Below are 6,125 nucleotides of genomic sequence, written 5' to 3'. Positions count from 1 at the left end.
ACGATCCCACGAAACAACATGGCGACGCATCGGCACCTTGCTCGACGCCTTCCCGCCAGCAGAATGCCGCAACTATCTGCTCAACGCAGGATACGGGTCAGCATGAGGTCATCTGACTCTAGAACCGGATCGACTCTAGAGTTTTATCCACTCGCGTGGAAGCGGCACCGGGCCGGTGCCGCACGAATCCGATCTATTACTTGCGGTCCCGAAGCGCGATCCACGCGTAGCCGAGCATCGCCACCAGCGCGATCGCCGCGACCAGATAGGGCAGCGGCTTGGTCAGCCCGTACAGTCCGACCCCGATCGAGGGACCGAGCACGAAACTGGCGCCGTTGACGCTCGTCACCTTGCCGGCCACCGAGCCCTGCGCCTCCGGCCCGACGGCGAGCGACGACCCGGCGGTGAACCCCGGCCGGGTGAAGCCGAAACCGAGCGAGGCAAGCGCATAGCTGGTCGCGATGCCGTAGAGCGAGGTCGCGAGCCCCGTGCCCACACAGCCGATCGCCGCGACCACCAGCCCGCTCAGCACCAGCTTGCGCGGACTGAGGTTGAGCAGCGGAATGATCCCCCATTGCGCGAGCAACGCCGCGCCCGCGCCCATCATCAGCACCAGCCCGGTCGGCTGGAGCGCATCGGCGGGGGCGACGTTGAGGCGATCGATGATGAGGAAACCGATCGTCTGCCCGGTCATCGCCTGCGCATGGCCCATCACCAGCCCCGCGATCATCCACGCGCGGATGCGGGCATCGGTGTAGCCAACCTGTTCGGCGTCGCGATCGGCGGTCGCCGCGGTGATGCTCGCCCCCGACGATTGCCCGCCGATCGAGGGATAAGCGGTCGCAGCACCGTGGCCGTCGCCACCCCCGCCGCGATCGTCGGGCAGCATCCGCCGCACCGTCAGCCACATCCCCAGCCCGAACAGCGCGAACACGAAGGTCGGCCCGGCAAGACCGATCTCGATCTTCCCGATCGCGCCGAGGATCAGATAGGGCGCAATCGCGGGGCCAAGGATCGTGCCAAGCCCGAACGCCGAGGCAAGCAGCGTCAATGCCTTGGTGCGCTCCGCGCGCGTCGTCGATCCCGCGACCAGCGCCTGCACCGCCGGGGGCGCGGCGGCGCCGAAGCACCCATAGACCAGCCGCCCGCCGATAAAGGCGAGAAACGCCGCGCTGCCGCTGATCCAGCCGTTGATCCCCATCGCGAGAAACACCCCGCAGACCAGCAGCGACGCCGCGAAGCCGCCGAGCCCCATCAGGATCATCGCGCGCCGCCCATGCCGATCGGACCGCTTCGCCCAGAACGGCGCGGCGATCACCCACAGCAGCGCCGATACCGAAAAGGCGGCGGCAACATTGTTGTCCGCGACGCCAAGCGACCGGCCGAGCGCGGGCAACACCGATTGCAGCGCGGTATTGCCCGCCGCGATCGTCAGCATCACCATGAACAGCAGGACGAATTTCCGATCGGCGCCGCGGAAGGTCGCTGTCGCGTTCACCCGCGCGACCACGCATAGCCGCGCGTCACCTGCGTCACGAACACCTGATAGTCGCGATACCAATGCGCCCGGCCCTGGTTGCGAATCGGCACATGCTCGGGGTGGTCGCGCCACGCGAGCGCGCTCGCTTCATCGGCCCAATAGCTGACGGTGATGCCGCGCCCATCGGGCCCGCGCGCCGAATCGATCCCGCAATAGCCCGGCTGGCGTGCCGCGAGCGCCGCCATCGCCTGCGCGGCGCGATCATAACCGTCGGCATCCGCTGGCGTGCGCTGCGACACGAAGATGACGGCAATTTGACCTGCACGATCGTCCATCGCTTTCGATTAAGCGCTTTGCACTGGCACGCAAGGCCGGAAAGTCCTAAGGGCGCAGGCGTGAGGCCGACGCGCTTGCCTGTTCATTGGAAAGTCACGACCCGCGTGTGTTCCTCTGTGATAACATCAGCGTTAGGATAGCGATGACAAGTTCGACCACTGCTGCCACGCGCAGGCGTGAACGCCGCGCAGCCGGGGTCCCCTCCCCCTGGGGCATGTTCTTCCAGGGCTTTCTCAAACATCCGGTGATGGTCGGCTCGATCGTCCCTTCCTCCGATCGGCTGATCCGCAAGATGCTCGGCCCGGTCGATTGGGCGAACACCAGGCTGTTCGTCGAATACGGCCCCGGCGTCGGCACCTTCTGCCGCCCGATTCTCGAGCGGATGGCGCCCGACGCGCAATTCATCGCGATCGACACCAACCCCGATTTCATCCGCTATCTGCGCCAGACGATCCAGGACCCGCGCTTCGCGGCGGTCAACGGCTCGGCCGCCGATGTCGCGCAGATCGTCGCCGATCATGGCTTCGACGCCGCCGATTACGTGCTGTCGGGCCTGCCGTTCTCAACCCTGCCGCCCGGCGTGGGTCCGGCGATCGCCGAGGCGACCTTCGCGACGCTGCGCCCCGGCGGCGCCTTCCTCGTCTATCAATTCTCGCCCAAGGTGAAGGACTTCCTCACCCCGCATACCGACCATATCGATCATGCGATGGAATGGTGGAACGTGCCCCCGGCGCAGCTTTATTGGGCGTGGAAAGACTGACGCGCGTTTTTTGATCGCGGAGCCGTTTCAACAGATCATTTCTCGTCGGCGCCGAAATTGAGCCGCCGCGTCAGATTATAGTCGAGCACCGCGACCACGAAATAGGCGGTCGCCCGCTTGATCCGTTGCCACAGCCCGGTCCGCCGCTTCCACGCCGCCTTGATGATCTGCTCGCTATCGGCGATCTCGCCGTCGACATAGGCGCGCGCGTGCGCCGCAAAGGCGGGGTCCTCGATCCGGAGCATCACTTCGAGGTTGAGGAACAGGCTGCGCACGTCGAAATTGGCCGAGCCGATATGGACATCGTCGTCGATGACATAGAGCTTGGTGTGCAGCTTGCTGGGCTGATATTCGTAGACCTCGACCCCTTTTCGCAGCAGCCCGGCATAAGTGAAGCGCGCCGCCGCGATCGTCGCCTTGTTGTCGGACTTGCCGGCGGTGACGATCCGCACCCGGCTGCCGCGCCGGATCCCGGCCTTGTCGAAGCGGCGGAGCATCCCAGGCGTCGGGCAGAAATAAGCGGCGATGATGTCGATCCGCATCGCCGCGCGCATGTCCTGCTGCACGGTGCGCGCCCAGGCCGACAGCAGCCGCGTCGGCCCGCCCATCAGCCAGCGCAGCGCGCCGGTCTCGTCGCTGAAGCGGTTGAGCGTGCGCCGCAAGTCGCCAAAGCCGCCGTGCGGTTGCCGCACCCAGTTTGACAGCACATCGAAATAGCCAGCGAGGCGCGCAGCCGCCGGCCCCTCGACGATCAGGCCGAGATCGCGCCACGCATCCTCGGCACGGGTCCCGAAATAATCATCTTCGATGTTGAACCCGCCGATGATGATGCGCGCCTCGCCCTCGGCATCGGCAAGCGCGAGCTTCTGGTGATTGCGCAGCAGATAGCGCCGCCCGAAGCGCGGCTCGAATTCGCACACGCTGGCCCCGGCGGCTTCAAGCGGCGCGAAGAAATGCTCGTTTTCAGCCGCATCGCTGCCGAAGGCATCGACGATCAGCGATACCGCCACCCCGCGTCGCGCCGCCGCGAGCATCGCATCGCGCACCCGCCGCCCCGAGGCATCGTCCGAATAGATGTAATAGATGATTCTGAGCGATTGCCGCGCACCCTCGATCAGGTCGACCAGCGCATCGAGCCGGCCGGGCCCCGTATCGAGCAGCCGCAGCCGGTTGCCCGCGATCGTGAAGGTCGGTTGCGGCGGCGGACGCTCCATAACAAGGGTGATGCCCGTCGCCGATCGGCGCGGCAACCCCTCGGCTTTCCTTGACATTGAAGTGGACGAACCCTAGATCACCAGCTTGGATTTCCAAGAATCAGCTGAACGAGGAAAACGTCCATGGCGCGTGTCACGGTCGAAGATTGCGTCGACAAAATCCCCAACCGGTTCGATCTCGTGCTGCTTGCTGCGCAGCGTGCGCGCCAGATCTCGGGGGGCGCCGATCTGACGCTCGACCGCGATCGCGATAAAAATCCGGTCGTCGCGCTGCGCGAGATCGCCGAACAGACAATCAAGCCCCGGCACCTCGAAGAAGCGGTCGTGTCCGGCCTGCAGAAGGTCCAGATGGACGACGACGACACGCCCGATGAGATCGGCAGCCTGGCCGCATCGGCCGAGGCGCTGCGCCTGACCGCGGCGGCCCCCCCGCGCAACACCAATGTCGGCGGCGATTACGAAGGCTGAGTGTCGGAGGCCGAACCCGGCACCATAGCGCCGGGCGCCCCGATTCGGCTTCATACCTCAGGTGGTTTCGCTCGGGGCGCGAACCGCAACACCGCAAAGCCCGCGCACGCCGACACGATCGAGCCGGCCAGCACGCCGAGCCGGACATCATTTTCCATGTCGCCGCGAAACGCGAGCCCGCCGATGAACAGGCTCATCGTGAAGCCGATCCCGCACAATAAGGCGACGCCGTAGACCTGGAGCCAGGTCGCGCCCGCGGGCTTGGTCGCCAGCCCCAGCTTCACCGTCGCCCACACCGCACCGAAGATGCCGATCTGCTTGCCGACGACCAGCCCGGCCGCGATCCCCAGCGGCAGCGGCGCGAGCAGCGTCTCCAGCCCCATACCGCTGAGATCGACACCGGCATTGGCGAAACCGAACAGCGGCACGATTCCGAACGCGACCCATGGGTGCAGCCCGTGTTCGAGCCGGTGGAGCGGCGAGGTGGCATCGTCGGGCGCTGCGGGCGAGGGGGTGATCGGGATCACCAGCGCGGCCGCGACCCCCGCGATCGTCGCGTGCACCCCCGAGAGCAAGACGCAATACCACAACACCGCAAAGCCGATCAGATACACCGGCAGCGCGCGCACGCCGCTTTTGCCCAGCACATAGAGCGTCCCCAGCACCAGCGCGGCGGCGCCGAGCGCGATCGAACTGAGCTGATCGGTATAGGCCAGCGCGATGATCGCAACCGCGCCCATATCGTCGACGATCGCGACCGTGGTCAGGAACAGTTTGAGCGAGGTCGGCGCGCGGCTGCCGAGCAAGGCGAGCACGCCGATCGCAAACGCGATATCGGTCGCGGCGGGAATCGCCCAGCCGGCATGCAAACCGGACTCGCCGCGCGTCACCGCGAGATAGACCAAAGCGGGCAGCGCCATGCCTGCGCCGGCGGCGATCACCGGCAGGCGGCGGCGTTCCCATGTAGTGAGCTGGCCGTCGACGAACTCGCGCTTGATCTCAAGCCCGACGAGCAGGAAGAACACCGCCATCAGCGCATCGTTGATCCACAGATGCACCGTCATCGGCCCGATCGCAGGCGCCAGCACGGGGCCCGTTTGAGCGTGGAGCAAGGCGTGATAGCCATGGGCGAGCGCGGGCAGATTGGCCGCGACCATCGCCAGCATCGCGGCCGCGATCAGGACGATCCCGCCCGCCGCCTCATTGGCAAGGAACGCGCGCAGCACCGAACGGGGGGAGCGGAAACCGATCATCGATCTTTCCTACCGGCTGACACGCCGCGCGCAATCCTCACCACAGGCTGAGTTGCGGATCGGCCGCGCCGGTGAGCGGCCAGCGGCCGACGAGATCGTGCCGTGTCAGCCCGACATGGCTGTGGATCAGGACAAGATCGGTCGCGCGCCACGCGACGGGGGCAATTGGCTCGTTGAGCGCCAACCCGTTGCGATAGCCGAGCGTGAGATGGGCCTGGAAGCGGTAATCCGGGCGCGGCCGCAGCCCGACCGCCCGGACGCGGTCCCCGATGGCACGATGGAGCGCCCGCCACTCGGCGGTCCGGCGGGACGGGCGCAGGACGATCGGGCCGTGGCCACCCGACAGGCGATCGAGCGTCACCGCGATCGGCGCGGCGGTGATCGTGCGGCCGACCTCGCACAGGCTTTCCTCCCATCCACGCGGCACCTCGCCATGCTCGGGAAAGGCGAACAGGGTGATGTGGTAGCGGTCGCGGTGAACCGGGGTGCCCGTGGTCGCGAACCAGCGGTCGGCGGCATGGGCGATGCGGCGCGCTTCGGCGGGTGGCGGCCGGAGCGCGAAGAAATGGCGGTGTTGGGGGCGTCGCGGGTGGGGCATGTTGGGTGTTCCCGAG

Annotated in this window: 7 protein-coding genes and 1 pseudogene; 3 read left to right on the top strand and 5 right to left on the bottom strand. The window is 67.0% G+C overall.

What is annotated here, in order from left to right; translation table 11 throughout:
• Positions 1-106, top strand: a pseudogene (locus NFE57_RS10040) (IS630 family transposase); the annotation flags it as partial.
• A gap of 90 nt (positions 107-196) precedes the next feature.
• Here NFE57_RS10040 and NFE57_RS10035 read toward each other — a convergent pair.
• Together NFE57_RS10035 and NFE57_RS10030 are read right to left on the bottom strand one after the other, a co-directional pair.
• Positions 197-1,498 carry an MFS transporter gene (locus NFE57_RS10035; protein ID WP_353653901.1) on the bottom strand — a complete coding sequence of 434 codons (1,302 nt, stop codon included), beginning with the start codon at positions 1,496-1,498 and terminating at the stop codon, positions 197-199.
• Positions 1,495-1,815, bottom strand: coding sequence for an antibiotic biosynthesis monooxygenase family protein (locus tag NFE57_RS10030; RefSeq protein WP_252135434.1), 321 nt, complete (start codon positions 1,813-1,815; stop codon positions 1,495-1,497). Before NFE57_RS10030 ends, NFE57_RS10035 begins: the two co-directional genes overlap by 4 nt.
• Before the next feature lie 143 nt (positions 1,816-1,958).
• Here NFE57_RS10030 and NFE57_RS10025 point away from each other — a divergent pair, with 143 nt between their 5' ends.
• Positions 1,959-2,576, top strand: coding sequence for a class I SAM-dependent methyltransferase (locus NFE57_RS10025; protein ID WP_252135433.1), 618 nt, complete (start codon positions 1,959-1,961; stop codon positions 2,574-2,576).
• A gap of 35 nt (positions 2,577-2,611) precedes the next feature.
• Here the strand turns inward: NFE57_RS10025 and NFE57_RS10020 are convergent, their stop codons facing one another.
• Positions 2,612-3,790, bottom strand: coding sequence for a phospholipase D-like domain-containing protein (locus NFE57_RS10020; RefSeq protein ID WP_252135432.1), 1,179 nt, complete (start codon positions 3,788-3,790; stop codon positions 2,612-2,614).
• Between the two features lie 123 nt (positions 3,791-3,913).
• On the opposite strand from NFE57_RS10020, the gene rpoZ reads away from it, so the two are divergent.
• A complete protein-coding gene (gene rpoZ / locus NFE57_RS10015; RefSeq protein WP_252135431.1) occupies positions 3,914-4,258 on the top strand; it encodes a DNA-directed RNA polymerase subunit omega in 345 nt (114 codons plus the stop codon).
• 50 nt (positions 4,259-4,308) lie between these two features.
• On the opposite strand, the gene nhaA is transcribed toward rpoZ, so the two are convergent.
• On the bottom strand, positions 4,309-5,511 hold the full coding sequence (gene nhaA / locus NFE57_RS10010; protein ID WP_252135430.1) for a Na+/H+ antiporter NhaA: 1,203 nt from the start codon (positions 5,509-5,511) through the stop codon (positions 4,309-4,311).
• A 37-nt stretch (positions 5,512-5,548) separates the two neighbouring features.
• A complete protein-coding gene (locus NFE57_RS10005; RefSeq protein WP_252135429.1) occupies positions 5,549-6,109 on the bottom strand; it encodes a 2'-5' RNA ligase family protein in 561 nt (186 codons plus the stop codon).
• Between the last annotated feature and the right edge of the window lie 16 nt (positions 6,110-6,125).

Source organism: Hephaestia sp. MAHUQ-44, from assembly GCF_023806085.1.
GTDB lineage: Bacteria > Pseudomonadota > Alphaproteobacteria > Sphingomonadales > Sphingomonadaceae > Sphingomonas.
Note: the sequence above shows the minus strand (reverse complement) of the source record. Positions and strands in the feature narration are given on the sequence as shown.

Excerpts from the sequence above, each read along its gene's own strand:
- rpoZ (WP_252135431.1), top strand. The coding sequence starts at position 3,914 with ATGGCGCGTGTCACGGTCGAAGATTGCGTCGACAAAATCCCCAACCGG.
- NFE57_RS10020 (WP_252135432.1), bottom strand. The coding sequence starts at position 3,790 with ATGGAGCGTCCGCCGCCGCAACCGACCTTCACGATCGCGGGCAACCGG.
- NFE57_RS10005 (WP_252135429.1), bottom strand. The coding sequence starts at position 6,109 with ATGCCCCACCCGCGACGCCCCCAACACCGCCATTTCTTCGCGCTCCGG.
- NFE57_RS10030 (WP_252135434.1), bottom strand. The coding sequence starts at position 1,815 with ATGGACGATCGTGCAGGTCAAATTGCCGTCATCTTCGTGTCGCAGCGC.
- nhaA (WP_252135430.1), bottom strand. The coding sequence starts at position 5,511 with ATGATCGGTTTCCGCTCCCCCCGTTCGGTGCTGCGCGCGTTCCTTGCC.
- NFE57_RS10025 (WP_252135433.1), top strand. The coding sequence starts at position 1,959 with ATGACAAGTTCGACCACTGCTGCCACGCGCAGGCGTGAACGCCGCGCA.